Here is a 2,284-nt window from a genome sequence, read left to right as displayed (position 1 = left end):
TCCGGCGGCCGGGGCCGCCGGGGCACGCTACTTGGCGTCGTCCTCGGCGGCCTCGGCGGCGGCCTCGGCGGTTTTGACCGTCTCGGCGGCCTTGACGGCCTTGCCGGCGTCGCCGTCGACTCCGGCGCCGCCGTCGGCCTTCGTGCCGTCGGCGGCCTCCGGCTCCTCCGCGGACTCGTCGCCGCCACCGTCGCCGTCACCGCCGTCGTCGAAGTACGCGTCCAGGACCGCGTCCAGCCCGGTGTCCCACTCCTCGAACCGGCTCCTGGACGGCGCCTCGACCTCGAGGAAGTACCAACGGCGGTCGGGGGTGTGGACGGTGACCGTCCAGCGCTTGCCGAAGCGGGCGGTCTCCGTCTCCACCGCGCCGATCTCGTCCCAGCGGAAGTCGCACTCCTGGTCGTCCAGGCGCAGGCGCACACCGCGGTGGTCGGCGACGATCCGGGCACGCCGGTCGGACGCCTCGAAGACGGGGCCGTCGGAGGCCGTCCCCTCCTCGGGAGCGGTCTCCTCCCCGGCCTCCTCCCCGGCCTCCGTCCCGGGCACCGCGTCCTCCGGCTCCGAGGCGGCGCCCGCCGGCTCCTCCGCCTTCGGTTTCGCGTCCTCCTCCCGGTCGGACGGGCCGGACGCGGGTGCGGTGAGCCCGGGGATGAAGGCCGGGTCGAACCCGGCGCCTTCCAGGGGCTGGCTGCTCGAACCTATGCGCTGCTGCTCCACAGCGGGCAGTATGGTCGACAAACCTGTGCCGGTCCCAGTCGGCCCTCAACTTCGTTATCAGACGCCTACACGGGCACACCGGCTCACCCGGAGCTCACACGAAGAGGCTGAGCACCGCCGCGACCACGAATCCGGCCACCGACAGCACGCTCTCCAGCACCGTCCAGGTCTTCAGCGTGTCCCGCTCGCTGATGCCGAAGTACTTGGCGACCATCCAGAACCCGCCGTCGTTGACGTGCGAGGCGAAGATGGAGCCCGCCGAGATGGCCATGATGACGAGCGCGACGAACGCCTGCGAGTGGTCGCCCCCGGCGAGCAGCGGGGCCACGATGCCCGCCGTGGTCACGATCGCCACCGTCGCCGAGCCCTGCGCGACCCGCAGCACCACGGAGATCAGGTAGGAGAGGACGATCACCGGCAGGCCGACGTCGTTGAAGGTGTCCGAGAGCGCCTGGGCGACTCCGCTGGCTTTGAGGACCGCGCCGAAGACCCCGCCCGCGCCGACCACCAGCAGGATGTTGCCGACCGGCTTCAGCGAGGACGTCGAGACGGTCTCCAGGGACTTGCGGGACCAGCCGCGCCGGATGCCCAGCAGGTAGTACGCGAGGAACAGGGCGAGGGTGAGGGCCACGAAGGGGTGGCCGAAGAACTCGATCACCGAGCGGAGGGTGGACGGGTCCAGGGCGATCGAGGAGAAGGTCGCGGCGAGGATCAGGACCAGCGGCGTGCCGATGATGCCGAGGACCGTGCCGAGCGGGACCGGCGTCTCGCGCGGCTCGACCCCGGACGCCCGCTGCTCGGCGACGACGGCCTGCTTGGCCTCCTCGGCCGCCTCGACCATGTCCTGCGGCACGGCGACGAAGATCCGCTTGCCGATCCAGGCGGAGTAGGCCCACGCGGCCACGACGGCCGGGATGCCGCAGACGACGCCCATGAGGATGACCCAGCCGAGGTCGACGCGCAGCAGTCCGGCGGCGGCCACCGGGCCGGGGTGCGGGGGCAGGAAGGCGTGGGTGACCGAGAGGCCGGCGAGCAGCGGCAGGCAGTAGAGCAGGATCGACTTGCCGGAGCGCTTGGCGGCGGCGTACACGATCGGCGCGAGGACGAAGATGCCGACGTCGAAGAAGACCGGGATGCCGAAGATGAGGCCGGTCAGGCCCATGGCGAGCGGGGCGCGCTGCTCGCCGAACAGGCCGAGCAGCCGGCCCGCCAGCACCTGTGCGCCGCCGCTCACCTCGAGGATCGCGCCGAGCATGGTGCCCAGGCCGATGATGATCGCGACATGGCCGAGGATGCCGCCCATGCCCGACTCGATGGTGGACACGGCGTCCGAGCGCTGGACCGTGCCGAAGAGTTCGGTGACCGACAGGCCCGCCAGCAGGCCGACGGCTATGGAGACGCCGAGGAGGGCGACGAACGGCTGGAGCCGGACCTTGATGATCAGGAAGAGGAGGAGCGCGATACCGAGCGCGGCGACGGTCAGCAGGCCCGCCGTGCCGTCGACGAGGAGGAGCAGACCGCCGGTGTGCGGTGGTGCCTCCGCGGGCGCGGAGGCACCACCGCACAC

2 protein-coding genes are annotated in these 2,284 nt (G+C 72.1%); both read right to left on the bottom strand.

Annotated elements, in window-relative coordinates; translation table 11 throughout:
- Nucleotides 1–27: 27 nt before the first annotated feature.
- Entirely contained in the window at nucleotides 28–717 is a 690-nt protein-coding gene (locus B7L92_RS38100) for a hypothetical protein (protein ID WP_081241636.1), read from the bottom strand.
- A gap of 94 nt (nucleotides 718–811) precedes the next feature.
- Nucleotides 812–2,284: a GntP family permease gene (locus B7L92_RS38095; protein WP_081241635.1), complete on the bottom strand. Its 1,473-nt coding sequence runs from the start codon at nucleotides 2,282–2,284 to the stop codon at nucleotides 812–814.

The sequence above is a fragment of the Streptomyces viridosporus genome, assembly GCF_002078235.1.
GTDB lineage: Bacteria > Actinomycetota > Actinomycetes > Streptomycetales > Streptomycetaceae > Streptomyces > Streptomyces viridosporus.
Note: the sequence above shows the minus strand (reverse complement) of the source record. Positions and strands in the feature narration are given on the sequence as shown.